The organism is Stenotrophomonas sp. YJH_SMC_127, assembly GCF_059372445.1.
The window spans coordinates 524,154-543,254 of sequence record NZ_JCAFVO010000002.1 but is presented as its reverse complement, the minus strand read 5'-3'; the positions used below and the strand labels follow the sequence as shown (position 1 = coordinate 543,254).

Annotated in this window: 11 protein-coding genes and 6 pseudogenes; 5 read left to right on the top strand and 12 right to left on the bottom strand. The window is 59.1% G+C overall.

The annotated features are described in order from the left end of the window. Positions 1-53: 53 nt before the first annotated feature. The 7 genes from AC5QAB_RS07815 to AC5QAB_RS07785 all read right to left on the bottom strand — a co-directional run bounded on the left by AC5QAB_RS07815 (position 54) and on the right by AC5QAB_RS07785 (position 8,487). Complete coding sequence (locus tag AC5QAB_RS07815; protein WP_495233334.1) at positions 54-1,055, bottom strand: lipid A deacylase LpxR family protein; 1,002 nt, start codon at positions 1,053-1,055, stop codon at positions 54-56. A gap of 143 nt (positions 1,056-1,198) precedes the next feature. Then, positions 1,199-2,434, bottom strand: coding sequence for a PucR family transcriptional regulator (locus tag AC5QAB_RS07810; protein WP_495233298.1), 1,236 nt, complete (start codon positions 2,432-2,434; stop codon positions 1,199-1,201). Positions 2,435-2,941: 507 nt separating this feature from the next. Continuing rightward, on the bottom strand, positions 2,942-3,709 hold the full coding sequence (locus AC5QAB_RS07805) for a TetR/AcrR family transcriptional regulator (protein ID WP_495233297.1): 768 nt from the start codon (positions 3,707-3,709) through the stop codon (positions 2,942-2,944). Continuing rightward, positions 3,697-4,851, bottom strand: a complete 1,155-nt coding sequence (locus AC5QAB_RS07800) for an ABC transporter permease (protein WP_495233296.1) — start codon at positions 4,849-4,851, stop codon at positions 3,697-3,699. Before AC5QAB_RS07800 ends, AC5QAB_RS07805 begins: the two co-directional genes overlap by 13 nt. Further along, a complete protein-coding gene (locus AC5QAB_RS07795; RefSeq protein ID WP_495233295.1) occupies positions 4,848-6,014 on the bottom strand; it encodes an ABC transporter permease in 1,167 nt (388 codons plus the stop codon). The genes AC5QAB_RS07800 and AC5QAB_RS07795 overlap by 4 nt, the downstream gene beginning before the upstream one ends. Next, positions 6,011-7,018 carry an HlyD family secretion protein gene (locus AC5QAB_RS07790; RefSeq protein WP_495233294.1) on the bottom strand — a complete coding sequence of 336 codons (1,008 nt, stop codon included), beginning with the start codon at positions 7,016-7,018 and terminating at the stop codon, positions 6,011-6,013. Before AC5QAB_RS07790 ends, AC5QAB_RS07795 begins: the two co-directional genes overlap by 4 nt. Next, the gene (locus tag AC5QAB_RS07785; RefSeq protein ID WP_495233293.1) at positions 7,015-8,487 is read right to left on the bottom strand and encodes a TolC family protein; all 1,473 of its coding nucleotides are present in this window, start codon (positions 8,485-8,487) and stop codon (positions 7,015-7,017) included. The genes AC5QAB_RS07790 and AC5QAB_RS07785 overlap by 4 nt, the downstream gene beginning before the upstream one ends. A 708-nt stretch (positions 8,488-9,195) precedes the next feature. Between AC5QAB_RS07785 and AC5QAB_RS07780 the strand changes: the two genes are divergently transcribed. The 5 genes and pseudogenes from AC5QAB_RS07780 to AC5QAB_RS07760 all read left to right on the top strand — a co-directional run bounded on the left by AC5QAB_RS07780 (position 9,196) and on the right by AC5QAB_RS07760 (position 13,911). Continuing rightward, positions 9,196-10,476: an NAD(P)/FAD-dependent oxidoreductase gene (locus tag AC5QAB_RS07780; protein WP_495233292.1), complete on the top strand. Its 1,281-nt coding sequence runs from the start codon at positions 9,196-9,198 to the stop codon at positions 10,474-10,476. Between the two features lie 685 nt (positions 10,477-11,161). Continuing rightward, positions 11,162-11,666: pseudogene (locus AC5QAB_RS07775) on the top strand (DUF4126 domain-containing protein). Between the two features lie 21 nt (positions 11,667-11,687). Then, a pseudogene (locus tag AC5QAB_RS07770) lies at positions 11,688-12,011 on the top strand (sensory rhodopsin transducer). A 109-nt stretch (positions 12,012-12,120) separates the two neighbouring features. Continuing rightward, positions 12,121-12,977: pseudogene (locus AC5QAB_RS07765) on the top strand (SDR family oxidoreductase). Between the two features lie 34 nt (positions 12,978-13,011). Continuing rightward, a complete protein-coding gene (locus AC5QAB_RS07760) occupies positions 13,012-13,911 on the top strand; it encodes an SDR family oxidoreductase (RefSeq protein WP_495233291.1) in 900 nt (299 codons plus the stop codon). Between the two features lie 285 nt (positions 13,912-14,196). Here AC5QAB_RS07760 and AC5QAB_RS07755 read toward each other — a convergent pair whose 3' ends face one another. The 5 genes and pseudogenes from AC5QAB_RS07755 to AC5QAB_RS07735 form a co-directional block, all read right to left on the bottom strand. Next, a complete protein-coding gene (locus tag AC5QAB_RS07755) occupies positions 14,197-15,006 on the bottom strand; it encodes an OBAP family protein (RefSeq protein WP_495233290.1) in 810 nt (269 codons plus the stop codon). A 50-nt stretch (positions 15,007-15,056) separates the two neighbouring features. After that, a pseudogene (ligD, locus tag AC5QAB_RS07750) lies at positions 15,057-15,909 on the bottom strand (non-homologous end-joining DNA ligase); the annotation flags it as partial. 138 nt (positions 15,910-16,047) lie between these two features. Next, positions 16,048-17,643, bottom strand: a pseudogene (gene ligD / locus AC5QAB_RS07745) (non-homologous end-joining DNA ligase); the annotation flags it as partial. A gap of 12 nt (positions 17,644-17,655) precedes the next feature. Next, positions 17,656-17,831: pseudogene (locus AC5QAB_RS07740) on the bottom strand (DUF3606 domain-containing protein). A gap of 769 nt (positions 17,832-18,600) precedes the next feature. Next, positions 18,601-19,050, bottom strand: a complete 450-nt coding sequence (locus tag AC5QAB_RS07735) for a cyclin-dependent kinase inhibitor 3 family protein (protein WP_495233333.1) — start codon at positions 19,048-19,050, stop codon at positions 18,601-18,603. Between the last annotated feature and the right edge of the window lie 51 nt (positions 19,051-19,101).

Here is a 19,101-nt window from a genome sequence, read left to right as displayed (position 1 = left end):
CCTCCCCTGCCGCTTTTGCTGCGGCATTTCAAATGTATTGAAACTTGATCGCATCACATGGCATAAGCCACTGATATCGTCCCGAAGCTGGAGAATCGCCGTTGTCCTTCAAATTCCTTGCCGACGAAATAGTTAGCGATGTGGAACTTCCACCTTGAGATGTGGTAAACCGCTCCGACTCCTGCGCTAGCAACGAACGGTCGCCGCACAACGGAGGGGCTTTGCCTCCATGTGTTTCCATCTAGGCTGACGTCCCACAGGATCCACTGGGCGCCGACAGTTGCATAGGCATAGCGCTCTCTCGCGCTATTACTCCTATCCGAGCCCAGGTTGGGAACTCCGCCAAGAACCCCCTTGGAAAGCGAATGCGCGCCTAAGGAGCCTGAGGTGCGCCTCCCGAGTCGCACAGTTAGGGTTCCGCCGGCTTCTGTACGCAGATTGCCGACTGAAATGCCGACGCCGAGCACGACATCACCGGGCCAGTTGTTCTTCGAGTCTGAGCCGATCAAGCGCCTGAGCCTGTCGTATCTGACCCCCACTAATGGTTCGTCGTGCAGCTGGTCACTCCAGCCCTGAAAGCGCTTGCTGCCTGTCAACTGATGGATCACTGACTGAGCTTGTCTGCCGTAAGCGTGCGGTCCGACAAGCCCTAATGTGAATTGGGTATAGCTCGCCGAATGCTCCCGCAGCTTGGCATTGCCCAACCCAACCAGAAGGATTCCAGCATAAGGACGGTCGGTACTCGTACTGCAAGTACATTCGGAAAAGGCCGGGGTGTAGATCGCATGACTGACCGAGACAAATCTTGAGGTCTCCCAAGCATCCGCCAGGGGAAGCTCAGAAGCATCGGCTCGCAGGTCCTGCAAGGGGGCGGCAGCCGATTCGGTGGGTCCATGCATCCATGCCAGCTGTATTCCGCTGGTGTAGCCTTGATCCGTGCCGCCCACGATGTCATTGTCCACCCTCACGGAAGATGGAATGAAAGCATAGTTTGGCGGCTCCCTTAACTGAGCGGAGGCTTCCATAGGGGCAATGATGAGCAACCCAGTCAGCATTAGATGCCGCGTCGCTGCAGCTAACCATTTCGCCTGAGCTAACCACTTCGCCTGCAAGGATGTTGCTTCTCCTCGAGCAGAGCACATTCGCCACCCCGGCAGCAGATCAGGCCAACCAACTCCGGGCCATGGCATTGGCCTGTTCAGTCTTCGCCCCCCAAACTCGGAAGGGGTGCCCTTCGCCCTAGGTCAATTGCCATATACAGCTTAGACAAACTATCTACATCTGATAGATGCATTCCCAACAGCGTCTCGACTCTGTCGAGCCGATAACCAAGCGTGTTCGGATGAATCCCCAAGGCACCGGCTGTAGACTTCCTGCCCATCGAGTTGTCAAAATAGGCTCGAAGCGTCGGCACAAGCTCTTGCTCGTGACTTAGACGCTCTAGGATGGATTGCAGGTACTGGAGCGCGGCGGGATCTCTCTTCGTAGACTCTCTCAATGCGAACGCGGAGTACGAATGGAAGACGCCAGCGATCGCTGGCACGCCGTCGGCTTGAAGTGCCTTGATCGCCTGTCGTGCAGAGTCCCCCCAGCCGGCTGGACCAACGCCCTGCAGACCTATCGCTCCTAGCTGCAGCTTAGGCACTGCTCGCGACAGCGGACGCATCGCAGCGAGAATCCTCGCATCTGCGCGAATGGTTGACTCGGCGCGCTCACATGGGATCCAGATCACTAATTTGCCAAGAAGCATGATACGCAGGAGATCATTAGCATCTACATGCAAGTGCCGACCGACGATCCGAGTGATCTCATCTAAGGCATCCTCGACACGGATCTTGCTCACATTACTTAGGTCAAGTTCAAGCGCAACGGCAACCCGGGCCCCGTGAGGATCCAAGCCGAGCGACTCGGCTGCCTTCACGAAGCCACGGACCTCTTCAGGCGTGTTCAGAATGATGCTGCATAGCTGGTAGCGAACCGCGTCTCTCCAGCGCCCCCCCTTAAATTGCTCCTCCAGGAAGGCGCCGGCGATCGTCTGAGACATGATATCCGCGTACTCAAGCAGCGACGGGGACAGGTTAAAAAGCAACTCGTCGCGAATACTATTGTCATCACGCGCCATGTCCAACGCTACGTTAAGCATCTGCCGAGATCCGAGACGGAATACACTCAAGAGCGCGCCGAGACTTATTCCTTGATGCACTCTCCGCCGCCCTATGACCCGTAGTGCTTCCAGGTCCTCCTCTGAGAGGGGGCGATTTTCAGAGACGCACCTGAACCACAAAGTGGTGAAGTATCGAACGGACTCGCGAACGTCTCTTTTGATATCTGCTGGCAGCGAGCCATACTCTTGATCGGCCTGCAACAGTTGGGCATAGGTGCGCTCCGCCATGTCGTTCGGCCGTGCTACAACCGCATCGATGCGACTCTTCAACTGGGGGGAGACTGCTGGAAACGGGAGGTCCATCTATTCACCTCAGGAAGGAGCTTTCGAACAGGATGCGGTCTCGTCGTCCCAGCCCACTCTTGCCGAGAGAGCACGACCTGTAGCTGGCGTCTCCACCTTGGCAAACGAGTACTTCTAAGCCTGGGCTAACGATTGACCGGCAGCCTGTCACGGACGCGTGAAGTTCACGGCAGAGCAATCTAGGGTGCGCCCTAACTTGACCGAATCAGCTGCAGTCTCCCTGCCTAGGACAAACGGCAATTCGGGCCTCGCCCACTACCGACGCTCTGGGACCCCTGCCCTCTAGGGGAGGAATACTACTCATCCCATGCTGCCAATCATACTGTTAGAAGACACCAATGCGTCTGTTGGATTCGACAAATTGCTCTCGTGTTCGCTTCTATTCTGGACCCGCGCCAATCCAGTCGGCTTTGGGGCAAAAGTGATGGGTGCGTCGACAATTGAAACATCATGTTTGGTGAGCCTTGCATGCGCTTACGCACCGCAGACCCCCACCACCATCGCCACCGCGCCCCTGAGGCGAAGCTGCGCATCTGCAGCCTCCGCCTCACTCTTCGCGGAATCAGGGCACGTCACGCGGAGGCCGATAACCAGTGAGAGGAAATGTGATGCGATCAGACGACTCCCTAGCGGCATAGCTGTCTGGCCTGGAAAAACGCATTCAATTGCTTCCTCGACAGGCGCGCAGAAGTGCCGTAGCGCTTGCTCCCAAATTGCCGAACGATCAACATCACTTGGGACACCAGGATCGGTAAGCATACGGTACAGCCCCGCCGACACTTCCTGGCCCGCGCAGTTCCAAAGCTGGAGGGCCGTCTCGCCTAGCGCGGCGTGGGCACCAGCTGAACCGCCGCTGGCAGGAGCACTAATAGTGGGAAGCAACTCCAGCGACCTCACCAGTGCACTCATGAATAGCCCCTTCTTGCTGCCAAACCAAGCGTAGATGGTCGCCTTTGTCACGCCGGCGTCCTGGGCGATTCTTGCAACCCTCGCACTAGTGAAGCCATGGCGCCAGAAGTCGCGACATGCTGCGTCCAGAATTGCAGCGGCCTTGCTTAGACAGCGCGGGCGCCCCGCCCCTCTGCGAACAACGTCATTGAAATCGCCAGACGCCCGGAGAGTGTGTCCTCTCGGGTGTCGCGAATTGTGCTCGGCCGGCGCCCGCAACGCGACGGAAATTATAGACTCGGTCTCGGCGTATAGTGAGGGTGCCTCCCCTTCGCACCATTTCAAGGGAAGCATCGTACCAAGCCCTTCTTCGTTCGACCGGACTCGCCACCCTCAGTAGACCTATAGCGGAAATAGGCCAATGCACCGTAAACAACGATCAACCCAAACAGCTTCAGAAGCTCAGGCAGCGACTCCTGAACCGTTGCTCCCATTTGATTGAACTTTACCATCGCTATGATGCCGGATGTAGACGGAAGCAAATCTGCAATCGATCTTAAGGGTTCCGGGATGGATGAGCGTGGCCAAGAGAGACCACATACGAAGTACAAGGGCATAGAGGTCATTAGGAGAAGTTGAGCAGCGTGCTCTCGAACTCGGAAGAAGCTGCCAACAAAGGCGCTGAAAGCCACTGTTGCGCCAATGTATAAGGAGATCCCCAGCAGCATGCCTAGCATGTTCCCGCCTCGCGGAAAGTCCTGAAGCCAGAAAACGAATCCGGAATAAAAGAGCATGTTAGTCACGCCTAAGACCCAGAACGCACTCAAGGTTCCAGCAAGTTCAACTCCCGAGAAACGAATACGTCTGTTTAGTTTCTCGCGCAGACTTCCAAGAACTAGAACCATCCCCGTCAGTAGTGTCTGGTGGACAATCAGGGCAGAAACCCCGGTCACGACGGCGCTCGCGTAGCCCTCGCGAGTATTGAACAGGGGACGCTGGATCACATCTATGGCGCCCCGCCCGGGCGGGCCAGCGAACTGGGCCTGTTCGAGCGCGGCGTCGCTTGAGAATCCTGCAACGGCCAGTGACAGCCCCTGCGAAACAGTATTGGCTCGCCCCAGTAGCGCACCTGAGGCCAGGAACGTTACACGACCCTGTTCGCCACGCATAATGTCCCGCTCAAACTTCTCATCGATAACAAGTATTCCCTCAGCATTTCCGGCCTCAACCTCTGCCTGTCCTTCCGACACCGATCCAACAACACCCCTGCTCTCTACGTCACGAACAGCGCCAACCTTGCGGATCAGGTCTCTGCTTGACGTGCTGTGGTCCAAGTCAGCAATCACGATAGGTAGTCTCGTCGCGACCTGGTGCTGATATGCCGCAGGGTAGTAGAACGCGTAGATGATCGAGGCCGCGATCATCATCGTGACAGCCGCTCGATCTTTGAGCACATGCCTAATGGTTGCCATGAAGGAATCGCCAAACGTGCTCATCGGCGGCCCCAGGTAGAAGGATCTTTGAGCGCGCGACGATACAGCACGGAGCCGGTCCCGCCTGCTACGACAACGAACAACATTAGGATTGTGAAGTGCCTCATGGACGAAGGCCAGTGGGAACCGATGTCAAGCTGCTGGGATTGAATGTGAACGAATGTCGTGAAGGGCATCAGCTCGCTCCAGACGCGCGTGAATATCGGGCCCTCGATGGTGGGGAATGGACCTCCCGAGAAGGCCATTGCAACACCAGCGTAGATGCCAGTGAGCGACAGAGCCACGATCATGCTTTTCGTTAGTCCCACGAAGAGGACCCCTATGCTGGCGTAGGCGCAGTACAGTGCCAAGTAGCCCGCCATTAGCGTCAGCGGATTGCCTGCTATCCCGCCCGATCGATGAGCTAGCCAGGCGGAAGCCAAGGCTGCATATGCGAGGAACAGGCACAGGTAGGGAACTAGCTTTCCAATCAACGCTACCGCAAAGCTCCCTCCAGCCTCCCGCATCCAGCTAGGTCCCGTCCCATCACGCAGCTCCCGTCCGAAGGCCACTGCTACCGCCAGACTGAAGGCAAGCAGCAGAATGGCTGGGAAGAGTAGGGACAGGAGGAAGTGCTCGTAGCTCTTCTCAGGATTGAACATTATTGTCGCCTGCACCCTCGCAGGAGCAGACTCCGGTGGGGTTCGCCCCTTCAGGAATGAAGCTCTGATCAAAGACAGATTCGCGTTCTCACTTTGAACCACGTTGGTGAGGTCGCGCATGGCTGACTGACCGGTTAGCAGAAAGCTGGCGTTGTAGAAGACGAATGCCTTGGAGCTATCACCTCGATCGATATCCTTGGAGAATCCCCTAGGGATAAACAGAATTGCATATGCTTTTCGACTACGTACCAGTGACCATGCCTCCTCCAGATCGCCAGGCCTAAACGCCACTTGGACGCCTTGAACGGCGCCTGCCCGGCGGATCAGGTCTCGACTTAGGCCGCTCCGATCATGATCAACGACGACGACGGGTACGCTCTTAATGACCCCCTGGCTGAAAACCATCGCGATAATGACGAGGAGCAGTGCAGGAAACCATGTCACCATCGCAGCTGACCAGCGGTCTGATCTAAGGAATAGCAGTTCTCTTCTTGCGGACGCAAGGATGGCCGAGGAGACGTTCACTCTGATCCCTGCGGCCAGGAGAAGAGCACAGTCATACCAGGGCGTAGGCCAGCGTAGCGCTTCACCGGTCTTACCCGTACCTCGAAGCTTTTCACGTCGTAACCGGAGGACTGGCGAGTCGCGCGCCAAGTTGCAAAGTCTCCGGCGGGATTGATGAAGTACACTTCAAACTCCGCGTTTTCAAGCTTCAAAGCAGGAATCTGTCCTTGAAGATGCTGTCCAATCTTCACTGCGTTGAACTGGTCTTCGCGAATAAAGAATGACACCCACTGACGGTTGATATCGATCAACGTGAACACCGGATAGCCTGCAGGAACGAGTTCTCCGACGTCGGCAAGCCTTCGGCTGATTTCGCCAGAGCTTGGCGCAATGCCCTGCACCTCAATCCGCGATGCCTCTACCTCGGCCACGCCGCCTTCGGCTTGCATGACTTGGGCTTGGGCAGCAAGTTTGTCTTGGCTTCTTGTCCCCGCGAGCGCAAGATCATACTGTGCTCGCGTCGCAGCCGATGCCTGCTCAGCGCTCCGAAATTGAGCAAGAGCCTCGTCTCTCTTCTGCAGGGTAGCTACCCCTTGAGAATAGAGCCTCTCGATGCGTTGATAGGTCGCTCGCGCCAGAACTGTTCCAGCCTCGGCCCTGGACCAGTTGGCACGAGCGGCACGAATGTCTTCACTGCGTGCGCCTTCATCGGCCTTTGATTCTTGCGCTCTCGCCGCCTCCAGTACCGCGGAGACTTGACGGTGCTTTGCCTCCACTTCAGGACTGTCAAGCTGAAAGAGCACCTGGCCCGCCTTGACAGCGTCGCCCTCATGCGCCTCTAGAACTGCCACGCGAGCTGTGATCTTTGCGGATACTTTGATCGAATCTGCGTCCACCATGCCCTGTACGACGTCGTCTGGCTTTCGTAAGGCAAGAAAAAGCCCGCCTGCCACTATGACTACTGCAGCTGCTACTGGCAGCAACTTCCTGGCGCGCGCTTTGGGAGCTTTCGATTGAACACTCATGGCGAGATTACTCTGTCAGCTTTCTGGATGTATGTGGGGAACTGGTCAGTCTGCCCGGCCACATCGAGCAACTGTGCTAATGCCACGTCATACTGATAGGCCGCACTTGCTCTCTGAGCAGAGACGCTGCCCAGCCTCAAACGAGCGTCAATGACATCGAGCGAGCTGGCTTGCCCTTCTCTGAAGGAGAGATCCTGCAAACGGAGATTTTCTTCGGCCTGCTCCAAGGAGCTATCGAGTAGTAGGAACTGCCGTCTCGCGCTGTCGAGTGCATTTGCAGTCCTGGTAACCGCAATCTCGATCTGGTTCTGAACTTCCCGCAGGCTTGCCCGCGCTTGCTCAACCTGATTGCGAGCAGCACTGATTTGCCGGGGTCGGTTATTGGACGAAAGGAGTGAGTACTTAAGTCCAATTCCGAACACCCAATCGGGTTCAGTAGCTAGGGCATCCGATCTTTTGAGATCCTTCTGTCCAAAGAGAAAGATTTGCGGCTTTAGCTCTGCCTGCTTCACGGCGACAGCCTGCTCGGCTTGATCGACAAGCGCCTGGAGTTTGAGGATCTGCGGTTGTCGCCTTAATGCTGACTGTCGGAGCCTTTCAATCTCCGGCAGCGGGGTCGTGATTACGAACAACGGAGTAAGTGTCTCGATGGCCTGTCCCGCTCGGAGAAGCTGACTCAGCGTGGCTCCCATTGTTGCTCGGTCGTTGATGGCCAACTGGAGGTCGCGCTCAGCTTGGTCACGAGCTACCGCGGCCTGAAGCCGCTGAGCCTTGGTAGCCATTCCTTCGCTTTCGAGGGCTTCGGCGTCATCAAGATGGTGCTGAAGCCCGTCTCTTACGGTGCGCCTGACAGTTTGAACGTGAGACGTGAGCTGCTGGCCAAAGTAGGTCTGGATCAGCTGTACACTTTCAGATTGCCTGACGCCCTGCTCTTCCGCCTGAGCCTGACGTACTCTCGCGGCGGCAGCCCGTTGTACGGCCGGGATCTTTCCTCCGGTGTAGAGAGGCATCGTGACACTTGCAATCGGACGGAGGTGCCAATCGCGGTCAACGAAGCTAAAAGAATCGGCCAACCCAGCGGACTCTGCGATCCCCGCCAAGGGGCCTAGCGGCACATCCAAGGTCTTCTGCAGCTTCAGCTGCCTGACGTCAAGCGAGATGTCAGGCAGACGTAAGCTATTGCTAGCCTCTGCGAGATCCCGGTTGCCCTCTGTCGCCGCGTTAGCTGCAGCGAGCGCGTCCGACACAGCGGCAAGGCGCGCATTTGCTTGCTCGTACGTCATCCCTGTGGAAAGAGTTGGCTGCGCATTGGAAGCAAATGAAGAGCAAAGCAGGTAGATGGCACAAGGCGGAATGGACCGGTGTCTACGCAACCATCCAATTCCTCGACTTGGTGCTGAAGTACGCATAGCAGGTGAAATTCGCATATCAGGTGTTATCCGTTCCAATACTTCATCAGGCGCATTCATTAGCTATCCCATCTCCGACCGCCGTATGGCCAACTTCGAGGCCCCTCACCGAGGAGAGATCGTGTGGACTGCAAGTATCCTTTCGTCGCGAGACCGCGCGGCATCCATACGCAAACTCCCGGAGGATGCGAGATTCAGCTAGGAGGCTGCACTCAGAGTCCCGTAGCGAGTTAGTCATCTTGGCGAGAATCGTGAGGATCAATTTTGCTCAATTTCCCACATCTTCTTCGCAGCAATTGCAGGGGAGAAAGTTCTCTGTGCTTGGGTGGGCACCATTGGGAAGAGTCACCCTGTCCTCAACGCCTGTCATCATTGGGTACTCCACTTTGCGACAAGTTCCAACGACTCACGCAGGGAGCGGGGCCGCGGTACTCGCTCTTTGCCCCGTCGCAAAAGGCATCAAGGCCGTGAGGAAGTGATCGATCTGCGATGCCGTCATTCTGGATTGTCTGAATCGTTGCTCAGGAACGATCCTAGGCATGCCCGCCGCAAGGGTCATTGGGGTATATGACAATTCTCGTTGAGTATTCGCACAATCACATGCGGCTGCGCTTGACCTACGATTCTGTAAGCCCCTTGAGTACGAACGCTGCATTGGCCTTGAAGCTCCGCTTCGCAGCGCTCTTGAGCGCTGTCCAGTCTCCAAGCTTGAGAATGGGGCGGCTGTGCCAAGGTCAGATGCATCACTACCTCACGAGGAGGATTCGCATGACGCATAAGGTTCTGATCATTGGCGGAGGCGCAGGCGGCGCCGAACTGGCTTGTGCGCTGGGCCGCGTATCCAAGAAGGCGGATCTGGAGGTTGGGTTAGTCGATTGCGCTCCTCTTCATTTCTGGAAGCCGCGCCTCCATGAACTGGCAGCGGGACTACATCGTGAGAGTGACGTAGGCGTTCCCTACCTAGCGTTGGCTCAAAAGAATGGCTTTCGCTTCCTTCTCGGTCCACTGACTGGATTGGATCGAAATAGGAAGGAAGTTGCACTCGGACCAGTTGCAAGCGCGAAAGGGGGAGCGTTTCTCGATGCACGAACCATTAGCTACGATACGCTGGTGCTCGCTTTTGGCTCTGAGGTCAACGACTTCGGGACGCCTGGGGCGAAGGAGTACTGCCTCATGCTGGACGACCCTGACCTGGCAATTGCTTTCCAACGGGAACTCCTCGAGGCAGCTGTCCTCGTCTCGGCCGGTAGGGTTGAGCGCCTAAAAATCGGGATCGTCGGAGCGGGCGCGACGGGGGTGGAGCTGGCTGCGGAGCTTTGCCACTCGCTGGGCGCGATGGAGCGGTCTGCTGGTCTATTGACGGCTTCCAAGTTCGATATCACGCTTATTGACATGGCTCCGCGTGTTCTCGCCAATAGCGCAGAGCCTGTGTCACTCTTCGCCGCGAGCGCACTCAAGCGTCTCGGCGTTACCGTCCGCCTCAACGCGGCGGTGCAAAGCGTGACATCTGAAGGATTCTTCCTCAAAGATGGAGACTCGGTCCCATGCGACATTAGAGTCTGGGCATCTGGTGTCGCTGGGCGATCCGTTGCATCCCGCTTGGGTCTAGCGCTAGATCGGTCACGGCGTTTTGTCTGCGATGAATTCCTAAGGACCTCCCAGCCTGACTCCATCTATGCAATCGGTGACTGCGCGTCCGTCGTGGATGCAAGCAGCAAGCGCACCTTGCCTAGCACAGCACAAGTAGCGCATCAGCAGGCGATGTACTTGCTTGAAAGAATTTCTCGACCAAACTCGGCTGCAAGCAGCAAGCCTTTCAAGTATCGGGATAAGGGCTCACTTGTGAATCTCGGCACCGAGAAGGCTACTGGTGAGCTGCCATTGCTAAGCGGAAGACCACTTACCTTCAATGGACTTCTACCCAAGCTTGGCTATTTTATGCTGCAGATTATGCATAGGGCAGCTCTATTCGGATGGCGTAGGACTCTGACGCTAACCTGTTCCGATGCAATTCGCAGAACCGCGACACCGCATGTGAAACTCCACTAGTTATTTATCGATTTGAACGCATCCAAGTGACCGAAGTCGTCACGGTAGCTCATGGCGCTCTCAGTGAGTGCGTCAACGCTCTTTAGTGACCCAAGCATTGCAGTCGTCTGGTTGAGGAGCCTTGCCAGATGTGGCGCCTCCTTGACGACTTGCTCTTTCGTTCGGAAAGCCGAACACAGGACTTCGCGGCTGTGCGGTTAGTAAATCTATCCTCATAGGGCCCTGGCCCGAGCGAGACACTCTTGTCCGCTCACTTTATCCCTTCTAGCGTGTGCTAGCTGTGCCTCTGAGAGCTTAGGGGCCGAAAGCGAACCGGTCGCTAGCGAAAGGCTTGCGGCTTAGGCCGTCTTAATCCTCAGAGTTCTGCATCAGATTCCCTCACCACTTCGCTAGAGCGTGGTGAAGGTGTGGAGCCCGCCCAAACGCCGTGCTCATGGCGGCAGGAGCAGCATGGGGGACGATACCAAACATGGGGCGACCCATGTGCCGACTGCCCCTCAATCCCGGCAGCGACGTGGATAACCAGGACAGAGTGCACACCCCGGACAAGCTCCGGAACAATGACGCTACCTGGTGGGTCAAGGACATGCCGGAGGCGGACGCACCGCCAAACCGGAAGATTGCGAGCGTCCCGCAAAGCCCCGAGGACCGACTCCAGCGATTTCACCCCGTTCAGGAGAACCTGATGGCCTTGATCCATTCGATATTGATGGGAGCAGTCGCTGGCATGCGGGCGATGACCCCTCTGGCCGCGGTGACCAGCGCCGCACGGAGCGGTAACTGCCGGTGGACAACGGTGCGCCTCGTCTTCTGGCCAACAAGCTCGCCTCCGTAGGAGTGCTCGCATTGGCAGGCGGTGAGCTCGTCGGTGACAAGATGAAAACGGCCCCCGACCGCATCGTTCCGGCAGGCATGGTGGCGCGGCTCGCTACGGGGATGATTGCGGGCGCAGCGCTTGCTCCCCATCGGCAGCGAAAGCTGGGCGCGCTTCTAGGCGCTGGCGCTGCGGTTGGTATGGCCTACGTGACCTTCACCTGCGGATGCGCGCGATCGCCCGCTTCGGCCAAAGCAGCACGGGCGCAGTTGAGGACGCGATTGCTGTCGGCAGTGCAGCCCTCATCACACAATGGGCTGCCGGGGGTGGCAAGCCGAGAGCAAGCCGAGAGGACGTCGCGGATGAGCCCCAATGAGCCGGCGTCCCTCGGTCGGCGATGCTGGGCGATTGCCGAGGGCTACATCAGCTGCAGAGCCATGAAACCTGCTGCATCCTCAACGCGGGTTTCACCGATGCGGCGATCACCCTGACGCTGCATTTCAAGGATCGCCACCCGCAGGGCCCTTAGCGTTTCACCGTCCCCGCCAGGCGCACGTGTCACAAGCGCTTCAAGAATCTTCAGGTGCCTGCCCCGATGCCCTGTGCTATGGGTTATTCGTGCGTCATAGGATCCGACGTTCCGGTCGTCGTTCAGCACACGCGGCTTGATTCGCGCCAAGCCGAGAACAGCATCATGACGACCATCGCCCACCCGCTCTGACCACTCCGGTCGATCCTGCCCCTGCACATCACATCCACACCACTGGGCCGCGACGTTTACTAGGGCGTCCACACACTGAGCTTTCCTCACCCCGATAGAGGCTCAGTCGATGCCCGTAACTAACTACCCGAAGCCTCCGTTCAGGGCGCAGCAGCAGTCGTTTCCCGGCAAGACCGACGCGCTGGACCCTCGGCCGGATCACGGTGAGAAAAGCTACATTGGTCACGGCCTGTTGAAGGGCAAGAAGGCCCTGATTACCGGCGGGGACAGTGGCATTGGCGCGGCAGTAGCGATTGCCTACGCCCGGGAGGGCGCCGATGTGGCTATCGCGTTCCTTGAGGGCGAGGAGAAGGATGCCGCCAGCATTCCACCCTTATCGAAGCGGCGGGCCAGAAGGCCGTCCTGTGCCCCTGCGACATCAGCGACGACGCCCAAGCTGAAGCACTCATTGAGCAGGTAACCCGCGAACTTGGGGGGCTGGACATCCTTGTCAACAACGCGGCGTATCAGCGCTACTTCGAATCGTTCGACGACATCACCCTGGACGACTGGCGAAAAACGTTCGATACCAATGTGCATGCCGTTTTCAACCTGACCCGTCTGTGCGTGCCGCACCTGCAGGACGGCGGCTCGATCATCAACACTGCCTCCAAGAAGCCGACCCCCAATATCCTGCCCTACTCCGCCACCAAGGGCGCGGTGGCCAACCTCACCATCGGCCTGGCCGGTCTTCTCGCCGAGAAAGGCATCCGTGTCAACGCTGTATTGCCTGGCCCGATCTGGACGGCCTTTATTCCCGCCGGCATGGCCGCAGAGGAGGTTGAGCAGTTCGGCAGCCAGACCCCGCTCGGTCGTCCCGGCCAGCCGGCCGAGCTCGCTTCCGCCTACGTGATGCTCGCTGCCGACAGCGCGAGCTACACCTCCGGCGCACTGCTCACCGTCTCCGGCGGCGCGGTCACCCTGTAAAGCCTGCATCTCCCTCTTCCCTCCAAGGATTCCAATGACTTCTCGCAACCAATACGACATGCAGAACCCGCTGACCCAGTTTCCCCAGCCGGCCTACCCGGCCCAGGTGCAAACCCCGCCCGGCAGCGTTCATGAGCTCTCGCCGGCGGCCGACCATGGCGAGAAGAGCTACGTGGGCCTGGGCCGCATGAACGGTCGCAAGGCGCTGGTGACCGGCGCCGACTCCGGCATCGGCCGCGCAGTAGCCATTGCCTTCGCGCGCGAGGGCGCCGACGTGGCGCTGAACTACCTACCCGAAGAAGAAGACGACGCTACCGAAGTGGTGGCGCTGATTGAAGCCGAAGGCCGCAAGGCGATCGCCATCCCGGGTGATCTCCAAGATGAGCAGTTCTGCGGCGACTTGGTGGCGCAGGCGGTCAAGGAGCTAGGCGGGCTGGACGTGCTGGCCAACATCGCTGGCAAGCAGTTGGCCGTGGAGAAGATCGAAGACCTCACCACCGAGCAGTTCGACGCTACCTTCCGCACCAACGTGCACGCGTTGTTCTGGGTATGCAAGGCTGCCCTGCCGCATCTGCCCGCCGGCGGCACCATCATCAACACCGCGTCCATTCAGGCCGACCAACCGTCGCCAAACCTGCTGGACTACGCCCCCACCAAGGCCGCCATCGTGAATTTCACCAAGGCCTTGGCGCACCAGGTGGCCGAGCGCGGCATCCGCGTCAACGCCGTGGCTCCAGGTCCAATCTGGACCCCGTTGCAGCCCGCTGGCGGCCAGCCGCCCGAGGCCATCCCGGAATTCGGCTCGCAGACACCGCTGAAGCGTGCGGGCCAGCCGGTGGAAATGGCGTCGGCCTACGTGCTGCTGGCCACCCAAGAGTCGAGCTACATCACCGGTGAGGTGATCGGCGCCACCGGCGGTATGCTGCTGCCGTGACCGGTGGCTCCAGCCATTGCAGCACGACCACCGCGTCAACCCGTGGCTCCCTGAGAGAGCTTCCGGGCGGCGCGCTTTTCCGCTGCGGCCAGCGTGGCTCGCATCACGCCGTCAGCAACGCGCGGCTCTCGGCTTTTGGAGAGCCTTTCAAGCGTTCCGCGCACCCTTTGGCACCGAGAATGCCGCTCAGCCCAATGCTGCCGGTGTTCCATGGGGCTCTGGTCATCGAAACCAAGTAACAGTCCACGGACGTCTTGGTCGTGGTCTTGACCTCGACGCCCGCCCTCACACTTCTGAGCTGCCCTTGGACGTCGCGTTCTTGTCCCCGTCGGACGGCGCGTCAGGTTCTTCTTTCCGTGCGTGAGCATGCCCGTCGGTCGGATCCTCGATCTGGATGACATTCCCCTTCTGCCACGCATCCGCCCCTGCATCGATGGGGGGCGCGGCGATATCGGCACGACGCTTCCGCTTGTCCTCACTACTGACCCCGAGCCGGGCGTCACGGGCAGCGACCATGGCTGGGTCCGCTTGGCCGTCTGCGGTGAACCCCATCATCAGCTGCGGCATGCCTCGGGGCAGGTCCTTGTCCAAGTCCGTGTGCCAGGTGTGCCATGTCTTGCCATACGTTTGGATGAGCTTCTCCATCAGCGCATGCTCGGCCACCTCGGGAATCCCTGGCGCAATGAGCTGACCCGATTTCACCTCTTGAACATGGCTGTGCCACAGCGCTTTTTCCTGCTCAGGAAGGCCTGCAAACAGCTTCTCACTGATGATGTATTCCACCCCCATCAACTTGGCGTCTTTCACATTGCCGTCGTAGATCGTGCACTGGATGACATCCTCGTTGAGGATGGAGCAGTAGTGGTGAGCCTCCATTTGGACCTTCATCTGGCCGTTGTAGAAATGGAACCCGTCCAGATAGGCGTTGATGGCGTCGACCGGAGGCCGGTCCTGCAGCACGGCCGCCGCGGTCTCGAGCGCTTTGGTCTTCGCGGTTTCTTCGGCCCCGGGGGCATGGACGCTGGACTCTGTGTTCCCGCTTCCGCACGCAGACAGGACAAACGCGACGGCGGCGCAAACGATGGATCGACGCATAGTGATTCCTCCTGAAAAGCGACGGCACCTGGTAAGGGGGATCAGTCGTCCTACGCCCATCGTGCCAGGTTCTGTTGGATTGATTCAATGCCTTCCCAAGGGTCCTTGCGCCTGCGTTTGAGCTTGGCAGGCACGTCCTTCATGATGAAGGCATCTGCGCGGGTGATTCGACAGATCGCTCCATGCAATGGGCATTGCCACGGGCGCGCCCGGCCGACCTCGCAAGGAATACGACGCAACAGCGGTTGCCCCTCGGCCGTTGCGCAGGTAGTCGACGAAGATGCGTTTGTCGCGCAGGCTTTTGGTCGACGTCGCTAAAAATCGCTGCGGCTCAGACTGTGCCAAAGCGTCTGCGAACCCATGGGCGAACCGCTTGGTCAGATCCCAATCGCATCCCGGATTCAACGGCATGACCACGTGCAAGCCCTTGCCCCCGGAAACGCGCAGGAAGGACTCCAGCTCCAACTTCTGAAGGAGCTTCCGAATGTCGGTTGCAGCCTTCTTGACCTCGGAAAACGGCACGTCTGGGCCCGGGTCAAGATCGAACACCACACGATCGGCGCGGTCGGGCGAATCGGCGCGGCTGCCCCAAGGGTGGAACTCCAAGGCATTGAACTGGACAAGCTCCAAGAGACTGGCAGCGTCTTCAACCACCAGGTAGTGGGCATTGATTCCACTGTCTTCCTTGAGCTTCACCGAACTGACCAACTCCAGACCCGCAGTGTGGTGCTTCTGGAAGAAGCACGGCCGGCCGGTCCCAGCTGGACAGCGGATGATCGACAGTGGACGCCCAACGATCTCAGGCAGAAGATGGTCCATGACCGCGCTGTAGTAGTCCCACACATCCTGCTTCGTGGCCTTGATGTCGGGGAAGATCAACTTGGACGGGCTGGTGAGCTTTGGGGGAACTCGCTCTCCTGCATCCGCCCTGCCCTTGCTGTTCGTGGGTTAGACGGCGACACCGCGCTCGGATTTGGTGACGGCTTGCTTCTCACGTTTGTTCGGCTCGGCAGATGTAGCACCGCCGCCGGAATCGTTGCTCTGATCCGAGTCTGTTAGATCGGCCACGTCTTTGTCGGGCCGCACCGCTTTCAGCGACGCTTGGCGCAGCAATTGTTGTCCGCCAATGCCTCGGTAGGAGACCTCGACGACAAACCGGGGCGCAAACCAGGTGGCGGCCCGCAAGTCGGTCTCTGTCGTTGGGACATGTGCGGTGGGCTTCTTCCCGCCGGCGGTGCCGATCAGCGCCGTCAGCTCCCCAATCAAGGTGTCCGAAAACCCCGAGCCGACGCGACCCACGTAGAGCCATCCATGCTTAGGGTCGGGCTTGGCTAGCAGCAACGATCCGAAACCGGTGCGGCTTCCTTTGGGTGCCGTGTAGCCGACCACGGCGAACTCGTCGCTGGCCAACTGCTTGGTCTTCTTCCAATCCTCGCCTCGGCCGCCCTGGTAGCCGCGATCGGCGCGCTTGGAGATGATGCCCTCGAAATGCTGCTCACCCGCCAAACGGTAGGCCGCCTCCCCATCGCCGGCGATGTGTGAGCTCATGGCCAAATGGGTCGGGGCTCCCTTCAGGACTTCCTCCAAGAGCGCCTTTCGTTCCAGCAGCGGAGCATCGGCGATGTCCACGCCATTGATATGCAGAAGGTCAAAGAGCGCATAGGACAGCGCACCCTGGCGCTCGCCAGTCAGGGTGGCTTGGAGCAGGTTGAAGTCTTCCTTTGTCCCGCGCCCCGCAATCAGCTCCCCGTCCAGCGCACCTGACTTCAATCCCAATGCAGCGATGGCGTCGAGGATCTCCGGAATCTTGCCGGTCCATTCCAACGCATTGCGCGACCACAGGCGAACCTCGCCTTCCGCCACCGCGGCGAGGATCCGGTAGCCGTCCCATTTGATCTCGTGAACCCACTTGTCGCCCTTGGGTGGCGATTCGCCCAGCTTGGCCAACTGGGGCTCGAACGGGCCCTGGGGGACCTCGGCCCTTCTACTACTGGTGAGCGCTAACGCCCTCTTGGCCCAATCCACACGTCGGACGGATTTTGCGACGGGGACCGCCTTGAGCCGCTTCTTATTAGGCATCCCGCTACCGGCCCGTTTGAGGTCTGCGGCAGGGGGCGCGGCGACATCCCCCAACAGGTCATCGGCCTCGACCTGACTGGCGTAGGCATCGTCCTCCTTGAAGAGAAGCCACTGCGGTTGGCGGGCCGGCTTGCCGGAGCGGACCAGGTGCCATCCGCCTTTGAGCTTGGACCCGAACAGTTCAAAGCGCAGATGCCCCTTGGCGAGTTGGGCCTCGGGATCCCCTTCGGTGGCCCATACCCCGTGATCGAACTGGGCGACATGCCCGCCGCCATATTCGCCCTTGGGGATCTCGCCTTCGGAGCTGGCGTAGTCGACGGGATGATCTTCCACCTCAACGGCCATCCGCTTGACCTTCGGGTCGTAGCTTGGCCCTTTGGGCACGGCCCAACTCTTCAGCGCGTCACCGATCTGGAGGCGGAAGTCGTAGTGACGACGGCTGGCATGATGCAACTGAACGACAAAGATGGCCCGCTGCCCGACGGGTAGTGCCTTGCCGGGTTCGGGCTCTTTGGTTTTGCTAAAGCTGCGCTTGCGGCGATATTCGGTGAGGGACATGCCGCGCGCTCGTCACTTGCCCAGGTGCTTACGAACCGCCGCCGACGTCGGGCCGACGGCCTTCACCGCTTCCTTAAGCTGGGCCGCGGTGACACCTAATGCCTTGGTCCAATACTGAAGCTCGTAGTCCTCGTTCACGTTGATGCGATCACGATCCGGGAACCGGTCTTTTTCTTGTCGTCGCTCATGAAGGCGCCACTCCGCGGGAGGTAGTCCCGTTTGTAGCCCCCCTTATGTGGCACTTCCGTGAAAACCCATTGCCCACGAATTCACAACGACCGTCTTCTGCAGTAGCGCAAGGCAGCAAAGAACCGACAAGCCAAGGACGACTACCAACGCGAAGGCTGGCGCGGCCCAGATGACCCAGGTAGAAGTGGGTCTAGGGTTCAAGCCCCCTTGCCAGCCAGCCTCGGCTGACCCGCAGATGGTCACCGCAAAGATCACGGGCAAGTATCCAGAACGCTGCCGGCATGCTGCTCTAGTAGCGATATACGACGCACGCCATCGGCGGCACACGTATCCCAATAGCAAACCCGCCAAGGCGAGCATCAACGCGCCAACGAGGAGATTCGGGTAGAGAGATAGCCACACAAGCTCGCTAACGCACATGCGTGCGAACTGCGCACCATGCAAGGCATCTCGCGGACTCTTGATGTACTCGCGAGTTCGGCTCGTCTACCCAGTGCAAGTCTAGGGCGCCTGCAGTCAGCCAAGCGAAATAAAGCGTATAGGCGAAGGAGGGCCACGCATCGCTGTCAATCGTGTTCCATCCTTCCAGCGTGTGCGCTTTATCGACAATGGAGCCTGTCGGTGCAGCGTGGGCTAGGTGATTGCCGACCAGCCTTCATCGCAGCGCAGCGCCGCCTAGACCCTGACCGGTAATCACCCGTAAGCCTTCCGATCTGCAAGTCCGGTCTTGTTCAACGTCATGATCATCCCCATTCGCCTCCAGCTAACCTATGGGTGACGGCATTTCGCCCAGTAGCGAAGAAACGCCTCCTGAGCCTGGGTTTCAATGGCGCCGGACCTGACACGACGAACGGTGGCGATGGCCTCTGAAGCTGTTAGCGTTGCGTCTGTCTGCAGCAGAAGCATGGCCGCAACAGTACCTGCACGTCCCAGTCCTCCTTTGCAGTGGACTACAACTCGATCCCCGCGAAGCAGGCCATCGAGAAGCTTAGGACTCAGCGCTGACCATTGTCGGAGCAGCCTCCAATCTGGTGCAGCGCCATCGGTGATCGGCAGTCCGTACCAAGAGATGCCCTTCCCCGCTGCCACCTTGGGTAAATTTTCGATCCGAAGTTCATTGAACTCCCAAGGTTCTAGTAGGGAAATTAGGTGCCTAGCGCCCCACGTGTAAATCGCAGAAATGTCCACATCAAGATCTCTCGCCCATGCGCCAGTCATGGCGAGCTCTTGGTACTTGCCAGGCGCGAAGGTGACGCCGATGGCCCCTCC

Coding starts and splice junctions, on each gene's coding strand:
- AC5QAB_RS07755 (WP_495233290.1), bottom strand. CDS start 15,006: ATGCGTCGATCCATCGTTTGCGCCGCCGTCGCGTTTGTCCTGTCTGCG.
- AC5QAB_RS07785 (WP_495233293.1), bottom strand. CDS start 8,487: ATGAATGCGCCTGATGAAGTATTGGAACGGATAACACCTGATATGCGA.
- AC5QAB_RS07735 (WP_495233333.1), bottom strand. CDS start 19,050: ATGACTGGCGCATGGGCGAGAGATCTTGATGTGGACATTTCTGCGATT.
- AC5QAB_RS07790 (WP_495233294.1), bottom strand. CDS start 7,018: ATGAGTGTTCAATCGAAAGCTCCCAAAGCGCGCGCCAGGAAGTTGCTG.
- AC5QAB_RS07760 (WP_495233291.1), top strand. CDS start 13,012: ATGACTTCTCGCAACCAATACGACATGCAGAACCCGCTGACCCAGTTT.
- AC5QAB_RS07780 (WP_495233292.1), top strand. CDS start 9,196: ATGACGCATAAGGTTCTGATCATTGGCGGAGGCGCAGGCGGCGCCGAA.
- AC5QAB_RS07815 (WP_495233334.1), bottom strand. CDS start 1,055: ATGCTGACTGGGTTGCTCATCATTGCCCCTATGGAAGCCTCCGCTCAG.
- AC5QAB_RS07800 (WP_495233296.1), bottom strand. CDS start 4,851: ATGAGCACGTTTGGCGATTCCTTCATGGCAACCATTAGGCATGTGCTC.
- AC5QAB_RS07805 (WP_495233297.1), bottom strand. CDS start 3,709: ATGCTTCCCTTGAAATGGTGCGAAGGGGAGGCACCCTCACTATACGCC.